Genomic DNA, 17,551 nt, shown 5'->3' with positions numbered 1-17,551 from the left:
GGAAAACATTTTTTGCCAGGTCGATACCCAAAGTAGATACTTGCATTTGGACGCTCCTTCTGCTGAGTTTACGCTCGTATTTTGGCACTTAGATGCCGTCAACGTTGGAGCGTCCATCTCATTATCCATGGGCCTCACCCCTTCGGGGCCGCTGCCCACAGCGTTCAAATCTGCTCCCGGCAGATTTGTCACTCACCCCAGTCACTTACTCGAGTAAGCTCCTGGGGATTCGCTGTGTCGCCGCCTTCCTGCAACTCGAATTATTTAGAGTATATAATCAAGCCACCGCTCCCCGATGAGGCACCCTAATGTCATCTTCCCTGCGTCCCCTTCAGGCAGGCATCGTTGATGTTGAAACCGGCGAAAACGTCACGGTGATCGAACCCTGCAACCTGTACGGCTGCCATCTTGGCGACGGGGTGTTTATTGGCCCGTTTGTTGAGATCCAACGTAATACCCGCATTGGCGCCCGCAGCAAAGTGCAATCCCACAGTTTTATCTGTGAATACGTGACCATTGGCGAGGATTGTTTTATCGGCCACGGCGTGATGTTCGCTAACGATCTGTTCAAACAGGGCGCGCCGGACGCCAACCCAGAAAGCTGGGGGCACACCTGGATTGGCGATCGGGTTTCGATCGGCTCCGGCGCAACCATTCTGGCGGTAACCATTTGCAGCGGTGCGGTAATCGGCGCCGGAGCGGTGGTGACTCGTGATATCGCCCGCAAGGGCATTTACGCCGGCAACCCGGCAAGGCTATTAAGAGCGCTGCCCTAAGCTTGCGCCATGCCTCAAATAAACAGGTATACGATGACGCTCGATCCGCAAACCTTGCATACCCTTCAGGCCTGCCTCGCGCTGCGCGCGGCCACCCCGCCAGGCGCTGCAAAAGGTGAGCTGTGCGCACTGCTGGCGCAGCAATTCCTGGGGATCCCCTATGCGGCCAACCAGCTTGTCGGCTCGGCGACGGTGCCGGAACGGTTAATCATCGATTTCCGCGGGCTGGACTGCTTCACCTTGCTCGATTATGTCGCCGCGCTGAGCGTATCAAACAGCGTGCCCACGTTTATACAAAACCTGATTGAAACCCGCTATGCCGATGGTGAAATCAGCTTCCTCCAGCGCAAGCATTTCTTTAGCGACTGGGCCTGGCGCGGTAAAGCCCTGGCCCGCGACATCACGGCCCGGATCGGTTCACTGGCCGTAACGGTCGAAAAAAGCCTTAACCAAAAGGCCGACGGGAGCGTTTATCTGGCAGGCCTGCCGGTGGTGGCGCGCGCCATCACCCACATCCCCGGCGCAGAGGTCGACGCTGGCTGCATTTCCCGCCTGCACAGCGGTGATTACATCGGCATTTATACCCCGCTCGCCGGTTTGGACGTCACCCACGTCGGCATTCTGGTACACACCGCGGCCGGGCCGGTGCTACGCCATGCATCTTCTCACCCAAACCGGCACAAAGTGGTCGATTCCCCTTTTATCGAATACATCAGGGCCACCCCGGGCATCGTGGTGCTGCGGCCAGAATAATAATTAATGGTTATTATCCATAGCCACTTATGCTTAAGGGCTGTTTGACATCGCTCCGGCCCTGCGTTTAGCTATCAGCACAAAAACCACATTTTTTCATTGTTTTTCAGGGAGTAGATTATGGCAACCCGCTGGCGCTACGGCGCATTGGCAGCGGCTCTGGCGGCAACGTTGTTGCTGCAGGGCTGCGATCGGAAATCGGATCAAAATCATATCAAGGTCGGCGTGATCAACGGCGCCGAGCAAGACGTGGCGGAAGTCGCCAAGCAGGTGGCGAAACAAAAATATGGCCTGGATGTCGAGTTGGTCGGCTTTAGCGGCTCACTGCTGCCGAACGACGCAACCGACAAAGGTGAACTGGACGCAAACGTGTTTCAACACCGCCCATTCCTGGAACAGCAAAACCGCGATCATGGCTACAAGCTGGTGGCAGTAGGCAATACCTTCGTGTTCCCCATGGCCGGTTATTCTAAAAAGATCAAATCGGTGCAAGCGCTGCAGGATGGAGACGTGATTGCGATCCCAAACGATCCCACCAACCTGGGCCGCGCATTGCTGCTGCTGCAAAAAACCGGGCTTATTACGCTGAAACCGGGTAAAGGCTTGTTACCCACCGCACTGGATATCAGCGCCAACCCGCACAACTACCAGATCATGGAGCTGGAAGGCGCCCAGTTGCCGCACGTGTTGGACGATCCCAAAGTCACGGTGGCGATTATCAGCACCACCTACATAAACCAAACTGGCCTGACGCCAACCAAAGACGGGATCTTCATCGAAGATAAAGATTCGCCGTACACCAATATCGTGGTCGCACGTGAAGACAATAAAGACGCACAAAATGTGCAGAACTTCGTCAAAGCCTATGAGTCGGACGAAGTCGCCGCCGCCGCGGAAAAAATCTTCAACGGCGGCGCAGTTAAAGGCTGGTAACCCCCCGCGATCGCTCCTCCCGGCGGGAGGAGCCCCTTTTTTGCCGTGATCGGCAACAACAGCAAATAATCCGCAATCCCGCGCTTGACCCTGACGCCGCGTCAGGCAGTAGTCTGCGCCACAGGCATCACGGAGATCATCTTATGCTATTGAAAGTTGGCGAACTGGCACGCCGCTGCGGGCTTACGATCCGCACGCTGCATTACTACGACAGCATCGGGCTGTTGGTGCCCTCGGCGCGTTCCGAAGCCGGTTACCGTTTGTATAACTGGGCGGATATCACCCGGCTGCATCATATCCAGGCGTTGCGCCGCATGGGTGTCGCACTGGCGGAAGTCGGCGCCATTCTGCAGCGCGCCGATCCGGCGCTGCCTTTCGTCATCGAACAACAAATCACCATGCTCGATCGGCAACTGGCGCAGATGACCGCGCTGCGTGGCCGGCTGCAGCATTTGCATACACAGTTGACCGCCGGGGATGAACCTGAACTGAATGATTGGCTAACCACATTGGAGTTAATGGCAATGTACGATAACTATTTTACCGTGGATGAATTGGCGCAGTTACCCTTTTACCAGCCTGATGAAGCCCGTGAACAACAGTGGGCAGAGATGGTTGCCGAGGCTCAGGCGCTGCTCGATACCGGCACCAGTGAACAAACCCCGCAAGCACAGGCGCTGGCGCGCCGTTGGATGTGCACGTTGGAACGCGATACCGCCAATAACCCGACGTTTCTGGTGAAGCTGAACGCCATGCATAGCCATGAAGCCGCCATACGCCAGCAAACCGGTATCACGCCTGCCGTGGTGGATTACATCACCCGGGCATTTGGCGAAAGCAAGCTGGCGATTTTCCAAAACTATCTGTCGGCAGATGAATATGCGTATGTCCGGCGGCACTATTTCGATCGCTTGCACGAATGGCCGCCGCTGATTGCCAAATTCCACCGGGCAATGGCAGACGGCGTGCCGGCAAGCTCCGCCCAGGCAGGGCAACTGGCGGGGGAGTGGCTGGCGCTGTTTCGCTCTTACGCCAGCGACGATCCCGCCACACAGGCGAAAATCCGCCATGCCATGGCGCAGGAACCGGCGCTGGCGGAGGGGACCTGGCTCACGCCGGCGCTGCTCAGCTATCTGCAACAGGCAATAGGGCACGGCATGCAACGCTGATCCGATGTTTTTCTTATGACCGTCATAGCAAAAATCAATTTATCGGGCTAAAAAACCAAGGGCATAATGGCACTATCTTTCATGCCGCCGCCGCGGCCTGATTCCCTCTATATTTACAAGGACATATATGTCGTCATCCGCAACGCCGGCACCCGCCCTGTTCACCATCACCGATGCCAACGCTGAGGATATGGCCGCCGTGCAGCAGATTTATCAATACCATGTGTTGTACGGTGCCGCTTCATTTGAGGAAACGCCGCCGTCGCTGGCTGAAATGGAAGCACGCCGCCAAAAGGTATTGGCAGACGATCTGTTCTGGCTGGTAGCCCGGCTCAACGGCCAAGTGGTGGGCTATTGCTACGCCGCGCAATACCGGCCGCGGCCCGCCTACCGTTTTACCATCGAAAACTCGGTATACATTGCCGAAGGGATGCAGGGCAAAGGGATCGGCAGCAGCCTGATGGCGGCGCTGATCGCCCGCTGTGAACAGGGGCCCTGGCGGCAAATGCTGGCCATCATCGGCAATTCGGCAGAGAACCTCGGATCGTTGGCGTTGCACCGCAAGCATGGGTTCACCAGCGTCGGCACGCTCAACGCCGTCGGCTTCAAGCTGGGCAGTTGGCGCGACACGCATGTGATGCAACTGCCGCTAGGGGAAAGCAATCATACACTGCCGGTTTAACCGGCAGTGTCAGTGCAGACGGCGGGGAATCAGGCTTTGTAGCGTGCGCGGATAGCGCCCAGTACGGAAACCACCAGCAGCACCAGGCCACCGGCAACAATGCCGAACACCACGTTCAGCAGCGAAGGCACGACGCCTTGCAGCAGCAGGCCGAACGTCGGCACCACCGAGGTGTCTGCTGCCCAGCCTTCAAACAGGTGGTGTACCGCCGGCAGGCCATGAGTCAGGATGCCGCCGCCCACCATAAACATGGCAATGGTGCCCACCACCGACAGCGTTTTCATCAGGTACGGCGCTGCACGCACAATGCCGTTGCCCACGCTCCGCACCAGCGTGCTGGTCTTGCGACTTAAATACAGCCCCAAATCATCCAGCTTCACAATGCCCGCCACAATGCCATACACGCCGATAGTCATAACGATGGCGATACCGCACAGCACAATCACCTGTTGCGTAAAGGTGGCGGCGGCCACGGTGCCCAGGGTAATGGCGATAATTTCGGCCGACAGCACAAAATCGGTACGGATAGCGCCGGTAATCTTACGGGTTTCATAGGCCGCCACGTCTTCATTGGCGCCCGGGCCGTCTTTGTCTTCCCCTTCCCCTTTCTTGTGAAACAGGCTGTGGAACACCTTTTCAAAGCCCTCAAAGCAGAGATAGGCGCCGCCCACCATCAGCAACGGGGTGATCGCCCAGGGGGCAAACGCACTGATCAACAACGCCAGCGGCACCAGAATCGCTTTGTTGACAAACGAGCCTTTTGCCACGCGCCATACCACCGGCAATTCACGGTCTGCGGAAACCCCAGTCACCTGTTGGGCATTGAGCGCCAAATCATCACCCAGTACGCCGGCGGTTTTTTTTGCCGCCATTTTGGTCATCAGCGAGACATCATCCAGCAACGAGGCGATGTCATCGATTAACGTCAGTAAGCTACTTCCGGCCAAGATGCGCCATCCTTAATCAAAAAAAGAAATATGACAATGCAATACAGTAACTAGCATAGCGGGATTTAGCAGCGAATGCGTGGCTAACTTTCATCAGGCGATGAAAGAAAAGAGAAAATGAGCCTGCCGGAAAACCCGGCAGGCAAAGGCGGGTTATTCTGCGTTCTGCGCCAGGCGCGCATCTTTTTGCCGGCGATAATCACGCGCCGCCGGTGGGATTGGCGTCACCTTACCGGTTTCAATCCAACTGCGCAGGCGGTTGGCATCGGCAAAGTGGGTATATTTACCAAAGGCATCCAGCACCACCAGCGATACCGGGCGGCTGCCGATCACCGTGCGCATCACCAGGCAGTGGCCGGCCTCATTGGTGAAGCCGGTTTTTGTCAACTGGATATTCCACTTCGGGTTATAAACCAGGTGGTTGGTGTTACGGAACGGCAAGGTATAGTTTGGCCCCTTGAACGCCGCCATACGTTCGGTGGTGGTGCTCAACTGGCCGATCAGCGGGTACTGTTTGGTGGCAATCAATAGCTTGGTCAGATCGCGCGCGGTCGAAACGTTATGAATTGATAGCCCGGTCGGCTCCACATAGTGGGTGTGCGTCATCCCTAACGCTTTCGCTTTGGCGTTCATGGCGCGGATAAAGGCGTCGTACCCGCCGGGATAATGATGCGCCAGACTGGCAGCGGCGCGGTTTTCGGAAGACATCAGCGCCAGCAGCAGCATATCCTTGCGGCTGATTTCACTGTTCAACCGCACGCGGGAATAGACGCCCCGCATTTCCGGGGTCTGATGGATATCCACCGCCAGCATTTCATCCAACGGCAGGTGAGCATCCAGCGTCACCATCGCCGTCATCAGCTTGGTGATGGAGGCGATCGGCACCACTTCATCCGGGTTACGAGCATAAATCACGTTATGGGTGTGCATATCCACCACCATGGCGCTGCCGGAGGCCAGTTCCGGCTGGGTGGCATGTAACGCAGGGGTATTTTCACTGGCCAGCGCGCGCGGCGCCAGGCCTGCGCCCGCTTGTAAAGCGAGCAAGGCCAAAACAAGTACTCGGATTTTCACATGCATTACTCTTGTCACAAATAAGGGAAGATTGCTGTTTGTCGCCCTCACCCTAGCCCTCTCCCAAAGGGAGAGGGGATAGTTAGCACTGACTATCTGGGTAAGCCTTCTCCCACTTGGGAGAAGAAATCGTTAGCCCTGCACCAGTGCTAACGACCAGAGCCAATATCAATATGGGCGCCCCCTCTCCCCTTGGGAGAAGAAATGGTTAGCTTGCATCAGCGCTAACGACCAGAGCCAATATCAATATAGGCGCCCCCTCTCCCCTTGGGAGAGGGCCGGGGTGAGGGAAACCGGCGATCGCCAAACATTCATGGGGCGAATTATATGTGAGCCTAATAAAGTTAGCACTGTGATTGTCAGTGGCGATTTGTGACAAATTCTGTCTATAGAAACCTAACGCAGCCCGCGGTGGCTCTGGGGTGCGGGCAAATCATACAAAAGTTACAGCGCCGCCTGCCAGGCGGAACGGGGCAACAGATACACCCCGGCGGGCTGTTGCGCGCCGGCACCGATGATATGGCCGATGCCCGCCGCCATCACCGCCAGCGTAACGTCAAAAGCGTTCAGGCTATCGCCATAGCCGGCCGTCAGGTTCAGCATCGAACCGTTGGCCAACAGATAAAGCGTATTGTCGCCCATCTGGTAGGCATCAATAAACGGCATCGGCTGGCTGTGCGGCAGCGTCTGCAGAAAACCCACGTCGATTTCCGCCGCCACGTGGCCAACGTTGAGAATAAATACGCCGTTTTTGGTTTGCTGCAAATACCGGGCGCAAAGCACATTGCTGGCCCCGGTGGCGGTGGCTATCACGTCGGCCAGCGGCACCGCCTCCGCCAAATCAACCACTTGCCAACCGTCATAGCGCGCCTGCAGAGCGCGGGCCGAATCGATTTCAGCCACCATTACCTGCCCGCCATAGGCCCTGGCAGCCGCCGCCACGCCTTGCCCCACCAGCCCATAACCGATAACCAGCACGCATTTTTCATGCAGCGTCAGCCGGGTGGTCTGGAAAAAAGTGTGCCAGGCCGTCAGGCCAACCATATGGCGGTTATGCAGCCCTTCTTTAACCGGCAGATCGTCCCAGTTGAAGATGGGGTAACGCGGCGCCATGCCGTCCAGCCGGCTGATGCCGGAACCGGTGGCTTCCAGCCCGGCCTTGATCGGCAAATCGTACCCTGCCTGGTGCAGGCGGGCGGTCAGATCGGCACCCATCTCACACAGATGGGTCGGCCCCCAGGCCAGTGCGCGATCGAAAGACGCCACCCAATCCGCCTGATCCATATCTCGCCAGGAAAAAGCCTGCGCGCCGTGGCGCTCCAGCCAGGCCACCACCTCATCCTGCACTGTGGTGGGGTTGCAGGTGGTCAGATACACCGCCGCGCCCTTGTTTAGCAGGCCGGCAACCAGCGGCACCATTTTCAGATCCAAATGCATGCTACATGCCAGGCGCACGCCGTGCAGATCCGGCAATGCCGCCACCGCCGCCCGGGTGCGCGGCATCTGGCCCAACGCCCAATTCAGTTCACGTTCAAAATCCAGGCACATCCCGCACTCCTTTTTCGCTTTACCGCCTGTCATGGCCTTCAACAGCAGCCTTGCTATCTATCAGAACATTGGCAATATCAGAACATTGGCAATATCAGAACATTGGCAACTATCATTACTCAGGTTAAATCATCCGCTCAAGGTAAAAATCATGGCCGAACCGTTAACGATCGTTTTCCCGCTTTATTCTGGCGTCACCCAGCTTGATTTTACCGGCCCGTATCAGTTCCTCTCGCGGATGCCCAATACCGAAACTATTGTCGCCTCCGTAGACGGCGCAGAGATCGACGGGGATGGCCTGTCTTTCAACCACTTGCGGCCATTGGCGCAGATCGCCCATTGCGACGTGCTGTGCGTGCCGGGCGGCGGCGGTTGTACCCAGGCGATGCAGGATGAGCAATATATGGCGCAGATCCAACGCCTGGCGCGCGGCGCCCGCTATATCACATCCGTCTGCACCGGTTCGCTGATCCTGGGGGCCGCGGGCTTGTTGCGCGGCAAACGCGCCACCAGCCATTGGTCGATGTGCGACTGCCTGCCGCTGTTCGGCGCCATTGCCAGCAGCGAGCGTGTGGTGCGCGATGGCAATGTGATCACCGGCGGCGGCGTCACAGCCGGGATTGACTTCGCACTGACGCTCATCGCCGAACTGCACGGTGAGGAAACCGCACAGGCCATTCAACTGGGCTTTGAATATGCTCCGGCCCCGCCGTTTGTCGGCGGCACGCCGGCACTGGCGCCGCCAGCGATAGTAAAAAAGATGCGTGAAACTATGGCCGAAAGCCTGCGGCAACGGCAGGCGCTGGTCGCGCAGATTGCCGCCAGATGCGGTTAACCCCGGCAGCGGTTCAATACAGCCTGGGCGGCAAAGGGTATAATGAGCGCCTATTGGCAGGCAAGACAAGGATTTAAGGATGAACATCCTGGCACACTATATTAGCGAATACGGCTATTGGGCGCTGTTTTTCGGCTGCCTGGCGGAGGGGGAAACCATCACGCTGTTGGGCGGCATCGCGGCACATGAAGGGTTGTTGCACTGGCCGTGGGTGATTGCCGTGGTGGCGTTTGGCGGCACACTGGGCGATCAATTACTGTATTTTGCCGGGCGCCGCTATGGCGAACGGGTGATTTCGCGCCTGAAAGGTCAGCAGCAACGCATCACGCGCGCACAACGGCTGATTACCCGCCACCCGATGCTGTTTGTCATCGGCGTGCGTTTTATGTATGGCTTTCGCATTATCGGCCCAGTCTTGATCGGCGCCAGCAAGCTACCCCCGTCACGCTTTGTGCCACTGAATATTTTGGGGGCCATCCTGTGGGCCACACTGTTCGTCATGCTGGGCTATTTTGGCGGCCGGGCAATGGAACACTTTGTTGCTGGCTTCGACAAAAAGCTCTCCAGCCTGCTGTTCGTCGCGTTGGTGATTTTGGTGGTATTGCTGGTGCGCCACTGGTGGCGCCGCCGTAAGGCCTAGCGGTTCAGCATCAGTTTGGCGCCAAACAGCGCCAGCATCGTGCCACCCAGCCGATCAAACCCGGCTTTAAAATGTAGATACACTTGCCGCGGGCGCGGCGACGACAAGACAAAGGCCACAAACGCATACCAAAGCAAATCCACCGCCAGTGCAATTAACGGCAATACGATGTACAGCACCAGCGGGATTTTGTGGCTAAGCAAGGCGGCAAACACGCCGCTAAACACAATCGCGGTGTTCGGGTTAGCCAATTGGGTGAATAAACCTGTGCAGAAAGCCTGCCACAGCCCGAGCGGTTGCCCGCATGGTGCCGCCAGCACTAAAGGCCGGCGAGCCCCTCGCAGCATCTTGATGCCAAGATAAACCAGATACAGGCCGCCCAGAACCTTCAGCGTGCCGTAGAGCCATGGCAACGCCAGCAACAGTGACTGCAGGCCCAATAGTGCGATCAGGGCAAAAATAAAGCAGCCCACGCCCATCCCCAGCGCCACGGCCATGCCCGCACGGCGCGACGAGGCCACCGCGGTACGGGCAACCAGGATAAAACTTTGCCCCGGGCTCATCGCACCCAGTGCTATCACCCCAGTGATACCCAAAACGGACATTACGGTTTCATTAAGCATAGTTATCTTCCTCTGACACCCCGGCCAAACGCTGCTATATCCTTTTGAATAATATTCCGTTTCTAACGCCAAACAACAGAAAAAAACAAATAATAACGATTTTGGCACAGGATTTTTTGCCTCATTTCCAGAGAAAAGGTAGCATGCTTCGCTGTTATTTTTCAGCCGCCGCACAAAAAACAAACGGCAAAATGTGGCGATGCTCCTTCGTAATAACGATTAGCGATAGCAATCGTTTGCTCCCTTGAGGGCAGAAAACGATAGACAGGAAAACAGGACGAACGATGAAATCACATAATAAATCTGCGCACGACAAGCTCGCAGCCAGAAGACGTTGGTTAGACTCCCATGAATCCGGTTACCACAAAAGCATGGGTAACCGGCAGATCCAAATGATCGCCATCGGTGGCTCGATCGGTACCGGCTTGTTCCTCGGCACCGGCGGCCGTCTGGAACAGGCCGGCCCGGCGCTGGCGCTGGTTTATCTGGCGTGCGGCATTATCTCTTTCTTCATTCTGCGCGCGCTGGGCGAGTTGGTGCTACACCGCCCAAGCAGCGGCAGCTTCGTCTCTTACGCCCGTGAATTTCTCGGCGAAAAAGCCTCGTACGTTGCCGGCTGGATGTACTTCCTCAACTGGGCAATGACCGGCATTGTCGATATCACCGCGGTCGCGCTTTATATGCACTATTGGGGAACCTTTGCCGACGTGCCGCAGTGGCTGTTCGCCCTGTGCGCGCTGGGTATCGTCGCCACCATGAACATGATCGGTGTGAAATGGTTCGCCGAAATGGAGTTCTGGTTTGCGCTAATCAAAGTGGCCGCCATCGCCGCCTTTCTGGTGGTCGGCGTGGTGTTGCTCGGGGTTGGCACACCGATCGACGGCAACACCACCGGCATGCACCTGATCACTGAAAACGGCGGCGTATTCCCGCACGGCCTGCTGCCGGCATTGGTGCTGATGCAGGGGGTGATCTTCGCCTTCGCCGGCGTGGAGTTGATCGGCACCGCCGCCGGTGAGTGCAAAGACCCGGAAAAAATGCTGCCCAAGGCGGTCAACAGCGTGATCTGGCGTATCGGCCTGTTTTACGTCGGCTCCGTGGTGCTGTTGGTGCTGCTGCTGCCGTGGAATGCCTACCAGGCAGGGCAAAGCCCGTTCGTCACCTTCTTTAGCAAGCTCGGCGTGCCTTATATCGGCACCATCATGAACATTGTGGTGCTCACCGCCGCGCTCTCCAGCCTGAACTCCGGGCTGTATTCCACCGGCCGTATTCTGCGTTCTCTGTCGATGGGCGGTTCCGCGCCGAAGCTAATGTCGAAGATGAGCAGCCAGAAGGTGCCTTATGCCGGCATTCTGGTCACCTGCTGCATCTATGTGCTGGGCGTAATTCTGAACTACCTGGTGCCATCCCAGGTGTTCGAAATTGTGCTTAACATCGCCTCGTTGGGCATTATTAGCTCATGGGCATTTATCATCATCTGCCAAATGCGCCTGCGCAAAGCCATCAAGGAAGGCAAAGCCAAGCCGGTTTCCTTCAAAATGCCGGGGGCGCCTGTCACCTCATGGATAACGCTGCTGTTCCTGTTGGTGGTGCTGGTCATGATGGCGTTTGACTACCCGAACGGCACCTGGACCGTGGCCACCATTCCACTGCTGGCCCTGCTGCTGGTGCTTGGCTGGTTCGGGCTGCGTAAACGCGCGGCGGAAGTAAAACACGAGCAAAAAGCGCTCGAAGAAAAAACCGACCGCTGATCGCCACGCCATACTCCCCCGCCGTTATTCAACGCGGGGGATTTTTTATGCCTGAACGGCGTTAAAACGCCGGTAAGCACTCACCATTCTTGCACCATCAGATCACCCAGCAGGCGATCGGTGGAATGCGGCAGGAACACCTCATTACCGGCCGCGGGGGTTAGCGTCAGTTCGCCAATATAGATCTGTTCCTGCGTCAGATAAAAATCGACCCGGCAATAATCCAGATCCGCAGACACCGCCTTGGCGACGTCAATCATTTCATCCCAGAAGCGCGGCTTTTCATACAGGGTGTTCAATTGCGGGATATCATCCTGAATGAAAAAACAGTGGTGGCAGTGCTCATCCAGATATTCCAATGAGGTCGGGTGCGGCCCGCCGCGCAGCAGCTCAACAAACAGGTATGGCACCTTGCCGTTGAAAACATGCACTTTATAGTCAATCAGCTCGCCATTAACCTCAATATCCAGCAGTTTTTCGACGATGATTTTCGGCGGGATATTCGCGTAGTGCTTTTCACGATAGCGCTTCCAGTAGGTGACTTTCGCCCATTGCTTCAGCGTATTTTGAATATCCTGGAACGAGACCTGCGTTTTATCCTTCACAATCATCACCTGCAACGAGGCATTATTGGTTTTGATAACAAACGCAGAGGGCAAAGCCTGGTAGTCCTGCATGGTAAATTCTTCGGTTATCAGGATCACCGGCGCCATATATTTTTCCGGCACCCGGCTGGCGATATATTTACGCACCGCGACCTTATCCGCAATCTGGCTGAATTCTTCACGCGGGTAACGCATACGGTAGTAAATTTTCTCGGAGAAAGTGCGGGGGTTTTTGAAGTTAACGAAGGAACCGTGTGTTGCATAATAGCCCACCTGGTAATAAATAAAATCGGGAGCGGCCTGGTAAAGGCGTTTTATAAGGCTTCTCATTTTTTTCTTCCATGACCACATACATGCAAAAAAATTCAGATAAAAAGCTTAAGTGACGCATCTAACCGGGCACAGTGAAAATTTATATAATCATAAAAAACTGGGGAGTGAAAAATATGAAAAATAGATGAATTTCATTAAAAAACAATGCAATGCAATCAATTTACTGCGAATAAATGAGAGTAACCTGCCAATATACCGGCTGAATTCCGCCAGATTAAACCGGGAAGTTCCTCAATAGAAATCATTTAAATAATTTGAATACTATGCTATTTCCGCATTGCGGCAAATAGCCTTGGCAATATCGGCAGAACGGGTGAGCGAACGAATTTCGCTAAAAATTTCGCTGGCTTCGCTATATTCTTTACGTAAATAGCCTAACCATTGTTTAATTCGCGCCACATGGTAAAGGCCGGTATCGCCCTGTTTTTCCAGATAGGCATATTTCAGCAACAGTTGCATTACCTCAGGCCATGGCATCCGCGGTTCGTTATATTTCACCACCCGGCTCAGGTTCGGTATATTCAGGGCGCCGCGCCCCAACATCACCGCATCGCAGCCAGTTGCTTGCAGACAATTCTGCGCGCTTTGATAGTCCCAGATTTCGCCGTTGGCAATCACCGGTATCGTCAGGCGGCGGCGAATTTCGCCAATCGCCTGCCAGTTGATGCGCTCGGCTTTATAACCGTCTTCTTTGGTGCGGCCATGCACCGCCAGCTCCGTCGCGCCGGCCTGCTGCACGGCATCGGCAATTTCCAGGCTGTAATGGGATGAATCCCACCCCAGGCGCACTTTTACCGTCACCGGCAGATGCGCCGGCACGGCGGCGCGCATCGCCTTCACCCCTTGGTAAATCAGCTCCGGCTCTTTGAGCAGCGTCGCCCCGCCGCCGCTGCCGTTAACCGTTTTGGACGGGCAGCCGCAGTTCAGATCAACACCATAAGAACCCAGCGCCACCGCCCGGGCCGCGTTTTCCGCCAGCCACTGCGGGTATTGGCCAAGCAGTTGAACACGCACCAGAGTGCCGGACGGGGTACGGCTGGCATGGCGCAATTCCGGGCACAGCCGGTAGAACAATTTTTCCGGCAACAGTTGGTCGACAACGCGCAGGAACTCGGTGATGCAAAGATCGTAATCGTTCACTTCGGTGAGTAATTCACGCACCAAAGAATCGAGCACTCCTTCCATCGGAGCCAGTAACACACGCATGAACAAACCACCCCAGCAAAAAAGACGCGCAATAATACGAGCTAATGCCTGCGCGCGACAAGCCCATCATGCAACAATCCGCCGCGGTACCGGCGCGCCATCGACAAAAGCCTGAATATCCTCCACCGCCTGCTGAAAGTAAGTTCGGTAGTTGCTGTCGGCGACATAACCCAGGTGCGGCGTCGCCAGCACGTTAGGCAAGCGGCGCAACGGATGGTTGGCCGGCAGCGGTTCTTGCTCAAACACGTCCAGGCCGGCGCCGGCGATCCAGCCCTGCTGCAAGGCCTCAAGCAAGGCCGGCTGATCCACAATGGCCGCCCGCGAGGTATTAATCAGGAACGCTCCGGGCTTCATTGCGCGCAGTTCGTTCCGCCCCACCAGGCCGCGGCTGCGTTCGCTCAACACCAGGTGCACGGAAAGCACATCGCTTTGCTCGAACAGCGCCTGTTTGGATGGCGCCAGGGCTACGCCCACTTCGGCCGCCCGCAGTGCCGTCAGGTTCTGGCTCCAGGCGATAACGCGCATGCCAAACGCCTGCCCTACCGCCGCCATTCGGCTGCCGATTTTGCCAAGCCCCAGCAGCCCGAGGGTTTTGCCATACAGGCTGACTCCCACCTGCTGTTGCCACGGCCCGTTGTGGCGCAGGCCGCTGCTTTCCGTCATCAGGTGTTTGGTCAGGCCGAGGATTAACGCCCAGGTCAATTCCATCGGCGGAGCGGAACCGCTGTCGGTTCCGCACACCACCACGCCCTGGCGCGCCGCGGCGGCCAAATCCACCGCGGCGTTGCGCATCCCCGAGGTCACCAACAACTTCAGCGCCGGCAAACGGGCCAATAACGTTGCGGTGATCGGCGTGCGCTCACGCATAATCACCACAATCGCGCAATCGTTGATCCGTGCGGCCAGTTGCGCCTCGTCGGCAATATGTTCGCGCAAGCTAAACACCTCAACCCGATCGGCAAGCGGCGCCCAATCCGCCATCGCCAGCGCCACCTGCTGGTAATCGTCGAGTATGGCACATTTGAGTTTCATTCATTTTCCCCTCGCCGGCGCATTCCGCCGCATTACAGCGTAGTACGGATCGAGCCGTTCAACTGCAACAAACGGCGCCGGCACGCCGTTAATGCCGGGCGGTTAACATTTTCGCAAGCGGCCGGCGGGGAAATGACGATAAAAAAATGCCAGCCGGATCGCTCTGGCTGGCATTGAAAGAACCGTGCGCGTGGTATTCGCGCCGCGTTATTTATTCCGCAGGCTTACGGCTGCGCGGGCGGCGTGATGGCGCACCGCTGCGGCGCTGGCCTTCACCCTGCGGGCGCGCATGGCCGCCTTCGCGGCTTTCGCGTTGGCCGCCGCCGTTGGCAGAGCGCTGACCGCCGCCTTGGCTACGGCGCTGCCCACCACCATTGCCGCGCGGTGTACCACGCCCGCCGCCCTGGCGGCCGTTGATGATCGGCTCCGCCTTGATGGACGGATCCGGTTCATAGCCGGGGATAGCAATGCGTGGGATCTCGCGTTTCAGCAGCCGTTCGATATCGCGCAGCAGTTTGTGCTCATCCACGCAAACCAGTGAAACGGCTTCGCCGGTACGTTCGGCACGGCCGGTACGGCCAATACGGTGCACGTAGTCTTCCGGCACGTTAGGCAGCTCGTAGTTCACGACGTGCGGCAACTGATCGATATCCAGACCGCGGGCGGCGATATCGGTCGCAACCAGCACGCGGATCCTGCCGTCTTTAAAATCGGCCAACGCACGGGTGCGCGCGCCCTGGCTCTTGTTGCCGTGAATGGCAGCGGCGGTAATGCCGTCCTTATTCAACTGCTCCGCCAGGTGGTTAGCGCCGTGCTTGGTGCGGTTAAACACCAGCACCTGGCGCCAGTCGCCGGCGCCGATCATGTGGGAAAGCAGCTCGCGCTTGCGCTTTTTATCCACAAAGTGCACGCTCTGCGCCACTTGTTCAGAGGCGGTATTGCGGCGCGCCACTTCAACGGAGGCCGGGTTATGCAGCAGTTTGCTCGCCAGCGCTTTGATATCGTCCGAGAACGTGGCGGAGAACAGCAAATTCTGGCGTTTTGACGGCAGCTTGGCCAGCACGCGGCGGATATCGTGGATGAACCCCATATCCAGCATGCGGTCGGCTTCATCCAGCACCAGAATTTCAATTTTCGACAGATCCACTGCGTTCTGGTGTTCCAGATCCAGCAGGCGCCCCGGCGTTGCCACCAGAATGTCGACGCCGCCGCGCAGCTTCATCATCTGCGGGTTGATGCTCACACCGCCGAACACCACCAGCGAACGCAGGCGCAGGTGTTTGCTATACGCCACGACGTTTTCGCCGATCTGCGCCGCCAATTCACGGGTTGGCGTCAGGATCAGCGCCCGCACCGGGCGACGGCCTTTGACCGCATGGTCATGTTTGCTCAGCAATTGCAGTAACGGCAGGGTAAAACCGGCGGTTTTCCCGGTGCCGGTCTGGGCGCTGGCCATCAGATCGCGGCCTTCCAATACCACAGGAATGGCCTGACGCTGAATTGGCGTAGGTTCGCGATAGCCCTGTTCTTCAACAGCGCGCAGAATTTCAGCACTTAAGCCGAGGTTTTCAAATGACATAGTAGAGAAAAACTCCAGATCCCCCCTAACCTGAACATCAGTTCGGTGCAGTTTCCTGGGAGGATGATCAGACGGGGCATAAGGATGTGCCCGGCATTCAGCCGCTGGCAACATTCCCGGGATGACCACGAGGGATTGGCACAAACTGCAGTGCACCAAGCGTGTGATTGTAGCAGAAGTCGAAGAAAAAAAAGCAATTTTACGTGATGAAACGCACAATGCCGCTGCAACACGCGATAAACGCCATCAAACCTGGCTGACCGCGCAGGAGAAAAACGCGCGGGCCGGTTTACATGGCCCACTACGAGGCCTAAAGTTAATCATATGATTGATTAATTTTTATGGATGCGTGTGATGCCTTCAGCGGAGAATAAACAGGTTGCCAGCCAGGCACGTGGCGAACAGGCGCGCCAGCAGCTGATCGCCGCCGCCATCGAGGTGTTTGGCGAATACGGCCTGCGCGGCGCCACGACGCGGGAAATCGCCCGGCTGGCCGGGCAAAATATCGCCGCCATCACCTACTACTTCAATTCAAAAGAAGGCCTGTATCGTGCCGTAGCACAGTGGATCGCTGATTTTTTCCAGCAGGCATTCAGCCCGCTGGCCGAAGAAATTGAGCGTTTCTGGCTGTTGCCGGCCGCGCAGCGCCCGCCTGAAAGCTACCTGCACTACCTTAAGCGCGGGCTGTTGATGCTAAGTGAACTGATGACTCAGCCGCAAACCATCAAGATAAGCAAAATCATGTCGCGCGAGCAATTGTCGCCCACCGATGTCTTCCCGCTGATCCACGAGCAGATAACGGCGCCGGTCCATAGCCAACTGTGCCGGTTGATGGCGGCCAGCACCGGTATGGCGCCGGAATCAGACAAAGTCGTGCTGCATACCCATGCGCTGATCGGCGAAGTACTGGCGTTCCGCGTGGCGCGGGAAACCATCTGCCGGCAGGCCGGCTGGCAACAAATTGGCGAGGAACAGGCGGCGCAGATCAGGGCCGTGTTAGTTGAACATATCGATCTTCTGGTTCACGGGTTGCATCAGCGCTATAGCGCATAAAAACGCTGGCAG

At 57.0% G+C, this 17,551-nt stretch carries 17 protein-coding genes; 9 read left to right on the top strand and 8 right to left on the bottom strand.

From position 1 onward, the window contains the following. Window positions 1-308 precede the first annotated feature (308 nt). The 5 genes from AC559G_RS20360 (at window position 309) to AC559G_RS20340 (ending at window position 4,313) form a co-directional block, all read left to right on the top strand. Entirely contained in the window at window positions 309-776 is a 468-nt protein-coding gene (locus AC559G_RS20360) for an acyltransferase (RefSeq protein ID WP_498914292.1), read from the top strand. 33 nt (window positions 777-809) lie between these two features. Continuing rightward, window positions 810-1,529 carry a DUF1460 domain-containing protein gene (locus AC559G_RS20355; RefSeq protein ID WP_498914290.1) on the top strand — a complete coding sequence of 240 codons (720 nt, stop codon included), beginning with the start codon at window positions 810-812 and terminating at the stop codon, window positions 1,527-1,529. 120 nt (window positions 1,530-1,649) lie between these two features. Continuing rightward, window positions 1,650-2,462, top strand: a complete 813-nt coding sequence (nlpA, locus tag AC559G_RS20350) for a type 2 periplasmic-binding domain-containing protein (protein ID WP_498914289.1) — start codon at window positions 1,650-1,652, stop codon at window positions 2,460-2,462. Between the two features lie 143 nt (window positions 2,463-2,605). Beyond that, window positions 2,606-3,631 (top strand): MerR family transcriptional regulator, encoded by a 1,026-nt coding sequence (locus AC559G_RS20345; protein ID WP_498914288.1) that lies wholly within the window; start codon window positions 2,606-2,608, stop codon window positions 3,629-3,631. A 127-nt stretch (window positions 3,632-3,758) separates the two neighbouring features. Beyond that, window positions 3,759-4,313: a GNAT family N-acetyltransferase gene (locus tag AC559G_RS20340; protein ID WP_498914287.1), complete on the top strand. Its 555-nt coding sequence runs from the start codon at window positions 3,759-3,761 to the stop codon at window positions 4,311-4,313. 29 nt (window positions 4,314-4,342) lie between these two features. Here the strand turns inward: AC559G_RS20340 and AC559G_RS20335 are convergent, their stop codons facing one another. From AC559G_RS20335 to AC559G_RS20325, 3 genes are all read right to left on the bottom strand, one after another. Further along, complete coding sequence (locus AC559G_RS20335; protein ID WP_416261925.1) at window positions 4,343-5,260, bottom strand: DUF808 domain-containing protein; 918 nt, start codon at window positions 5,258-5,260, stop codon at window positions 4,343-4,345. Between the two features lie 153 nt (window positions 5,261-5,413). After that, window positions 5,414-6,340, bottom strand: coding sequence for a D-alanyl-D-alanine endopeptidase (gene pbpG, locus AC559G_RS20330; RefSeq protein WP_498914286.1), 927 nt, complete (start codon window positions 6,338-6,340; stop codon window positions 5,414-5,416). Window positions 6,341-6,778: 438 nt separating this feature from the next. Beyond that, the gene (locus AC559G_RS20325) at window positions 6,779-7,882 is read right to left on the bottom strand and encodes a Rossmann-fold NAD(P)-binding domain-containing protein (RefSeq protein ID WP_498914285.1); all 1,104 of its coding nucleotides are present in this window, start codon (window positions 7,880-7,882) and stop codon (window positions 6,779-6,781) included. Between the two features lie 151 nt (window positions 7,883-8,033). Here AC559G_RS20325 and AC559G_RS20320 point away from each other — a divergent pair, with 151 nt between their 5' ends. Both AC559G_RS20320 and AC559G_RS20315 read left to right on the top strand, forming a co-directional pair. Next, the gene (locus AC559G_RS20320) at window positions 8,034-8,717 is read left to right on the top strand and encodes a DJ-1/PfpI family protein (protein ID WP_498914284.1); all 684 of its coding nucleotides are present in this window, start codon (window positions 8,034-8,036) and stop codon (window positions 8,715-8,717) included. Between the two features lie 79 nt (window positions 8,718-8,796). After that, complete coding sequence (locus AC559G_RS20315) at window positions 8,797-9,357, top strand: DedA family protein (protein ID WP_498914283.1); 561 nt, start codon at window positions 8,797-8,799, stop codon at window positions 9,355-9,357. Here AC559G_RS20315 and AC559G_RS20310 read toward each other — a convergent pair. Further along, window positions 9,354-9,980 carry a LysE family translocator gene (locus AC559G_RS20310; protein WP_498914282.1) on the bottom strand — a complete coding sequence of 209 codons (627 nt, stop codon included), beginning with the start codon at window positions 9,978-9,980 and terminating at the stop codon, window positions 9,354-9,356. The genes AC559G_RS20315 and AC559G_RS20310 overlap by 4 nt on opposite strands. 284 nt (window positions 9,981-10,264) lie before the next feature. On the opposite strand from AC559G_RS20310, the gene ansP reads away from it, so the two are divergent. Further along, window positions 10,265-11,731, top strand: a complete 1,467-nt coding sequence (gene ansP, locus AC559G_RS20305) for an L-asparagine permease (RefSeq protein WP_498914281.1) — start codon at window positions 10,265-10,267, stop codon at window positions 11,729-11,731. Between the two features lie 80 nt (window positions 11,732-11,811). On the opposite strand, the gene AC559G_RS20300 is transcribed toward ansP, so the two are convergent. From AC559G_RS20300 to rhlE, 4 genes are all read right to left on the bottom strand, one after another. Next, complete coding sequence (locus AC559G_RS20300) at window positions 11,812-12,666, bottom strand: ATP-grasp domain-containing protein (RefSeq protein WP_498914280.1); 855 nt, start codon at window positions 12,664-12,666, stop codon at window positions 11,812-11,814. Window positions 12,667-12,930: 264 nt separating this feature from the next. Next, complete coding sequence (dusC, locus tag AC559G_RS20295; protein ID WP_498914279.1) at window positions 12,931-13,875, bottom strand: tRNA dihydrouridine(16) synthase DusC; 945 nt, start codon at window positions 13,873-13,875, stop codon at window positions 12,931-12,933. Window positions 13,876-13,941: 66 nt separating this feature from the next. Further along, window positions 13,942-14,907: a D-2-hydroxyacid dehydrogenase family protein gene (locus AC559G_RS20290; RefSeq protein WP_498914277.1), complete on the bottom strand. Its 966-nt coding sequence runs from the start codon at window positions 14,905-14,907 to the stop codon at window positions 13,942-13,944. Between the two features lie 211 nt (window positions 14,908-15,118). Next, window positions 15,119-16,486, bottom strand: a complete 1,368-nt coding sequence (gene rhlE / locus AC559G_RS20285; protein ID WP_498914275.1) for an ATP-dependent RNA helicase RhlE — start codon at window positions 16,484-16,486, stop codon at window positions 15,119-15,121. A 354-nt stretch (window positions 16,487-16,840) separates the two neighbouring features. On the opposite strand from rhlE, the gene AC559G_RS20280 reads away from it, so the two are divergent. Beyond that, on the top strand, window positions 16,841-17,539 hold the full coding sequence (locus tag AC559G_RS20280) for a CerR family C-terminal domain-containing protein (RefSeq protein ID WP_346080832.1): 699 nt from the start codon (window positions 16,841-16,843) through the stop codon (window positions 17,537-17,539). Window positions 17,540-17,551 lie beyond the last annotated feature (12 nt).

Source organism: Gibbsiella greigii, from assembly GCF_039540155.1.
In the GTDB taxonomy this organism is placed as follows: Bacteria; Pseudomonadota; Gammaproteobacteria; order Enterobacterales; family Enterobacteriaceae; genus Gibbsiella; species Gibbsiella quercinecans.
Note: the sequence above shows the minus strand (reverse complement) of the source record. Positions and strands in the feature narration are given on the sequence as shown.

Bases quoted from the DNA above. Each gene is read 5' to 3' on its own strand.
- rhlE (WP_498914275.1), bottom strand. From the start codon at position 16,486: ATGTCATTTGAAAACCTCGGCTTAAGTGCTGAAATTCTGCGCGCTGTT.
- AC559G_RS20320 (WP_498914284.1), top strand. From the start codon at position 8,034: ATGGCCGAACCGTTAACGATCGTTTTCCCGCTTTATTCTGGCGTCACC.
- AC559G_RS20360 (WP_498914292.1), top strand. From the start codon at position 309: ATGTCATCTTCCCTGCGTCCCCTTCAGGCAGGCATCGTTGATGTTGAA.
- nlpA (WP_498914289.1), top strand. From the start codon at position 1,650: ATGGCAACCCGCTGGCGCTACGGCGCATTGGCAGCGGCTCTGGCGGCA.
- ansP (WP_498914281.1), top strand. From the start codon at position 10,265: ATGAAATCACATAATAAATCTGCGCACGACAAGCTCGCAGCCAGAAGA.
- pbpG (WP_498914286.1), bottom strand. From the start codon at position 6,340: ATGCATGTGAAAATCCGAGTACTTGTTTTGGCCTTGCTCGCTTTACAA.
- dusC (WP_498914279.1), bottom strand. From the start codon at position 13,875: ATGCGTGTGTTACTGGCTCCGATGGAAGGAGTGCTCGATTCTTTGGTG.
- AC559G_RS20280 (WP_346080832.1), top strand. From the start codon at position 16,841: ATGCCTTCAGCGGAGAATAAACAGGTTGCCAGCCAGGCACGTGGCGAA.
- AC559G_RS20355 (WP_498914290.1), top strand. From the start codon at position 810: ATGACGCTCGATCCGCAAACCTTGCATACCCTTCAGGCCTGCCTCGCG.
- AC559G_RS20315 (WP_498914283.1), top strand. From the start codon at position 8,797: ATGAACATCCTGGCACACTATATTAGCGAATACGGCTATTGGGCGCTG.
- AC559G_RS20345 (WP_498914288.1), top strand. From the start codon at position 2,606: ATGCTATTGAAAGTTGGCGAACTGGCACGCCGCTGCGGGCTTACGATC.
- AC559G_RS20300 (WP_498914280.1), bottom strand. From the start codon at position 12,666: ATGAGAAGCCTTATAAAACGCCTTTACCAGGCCGCTCCCGATTTTATT.
- AC559G_RS20325 (WP_498914285.1), bottom strand. From the start codon at position 7,882: ATGTGCCTGGATTTTGAACGTGAACTGAATTGGGCGTTGGGCCAGATG.
- AC559G_RS20310 (WP_498914282.1), bottom strand. From the start codon at position 9,980: ATGCTTAATGAAACCGTAATGTCCGTTTTGGGTATCACTGGGGTGATA.
- AC559G_RS20290 (WP_498914277.1), bottom strand. From the start codon at position 14,907: ATGAAACTCAAATGTGCCATACTCGACGATTACCAGCAGGTGGCGCTG.
- AC559G_RS20340 (WP_498914287.1), top strand. From the start codon at position 3,759: ATGTCGTCATCCGCAACGCCGGCACCCGCCCTGTTCACCATCACCGAT.